Raw genomic sequence first — 576 nt, 5'->3', positions numbered from 1 at the left:
TGGAAAGTCGGCAAGATTTGCCCGGGTTCTGCGTGATGAGCTGCGCTTTCTGCCAGGTATTGGAACTGTCGATTCAAAGCAGGCGGTAAGCCTGAGTTTGCGGCAATTCATGGTTACGCCTGAAGATATTACCGTTAAAGGTCCGCAGTTCGACGACATTCCCTATGCCGGCCACCTGTCGCTCAGCGGCACACTCTGGAGCTGGAACGCCGATACGATTACCGGGTTTGGTGCTCACATTGGCGTTATTGGGCCCGAAAGCGGTGCCGAGTCGGTTCAGAAATGGGTGCACAAAGCCACTGGAAGCGACAAGCCGCAAGGGTGGGGGAGTCAGCTTGGAACCGATGTGGTGGGTGGCATTCAGGCTGCGCATGGCCGAAAACTCCTGCAACTCGGGCAGGGCGGCAACATTGAACAGCGTGTGTCGGTGGTTGGATCCGGACTACTGTCGAGTTTTCGGACCTCCGCTAAAACCGGGTTGGTCTGGCAGCTTGGCAGACACCTTCCTATAAACTTTGTGCCGGACTACGCTGGTACATCCTCAACCATCGCTTTGCCGGGCTCGTTCAAGGATTC

The 576-nt window shown here is 56.2% G+C and carries 1 protein-coding gene; it reads left to right on the top strand.

The annotated features are described in order from the left end of the window. Positions 1-576: lipid A-modifier LpxR family protein (locus Q668_RS00540; RefSeq protein WP_022987625.1), on the top strand; the 576-nt coding region annotated here is incomplete at both ends.

The sequence above is a fragment of the Marinobacter sp. ES-1 genome, assembly GCF_000475255.1.
Taxonomy (GTDB): Bacteria; Pseudomonadota; Gammaproteobacteria; order Pseudomonadales; family Oleiphilaceae; genus Marinobacter; species Marinobacter vinifirmus.
Note: the sequence above shows the minus strand (reverse complement) of the source record. Positions and strands in the feature narration are given on the sequence as shown.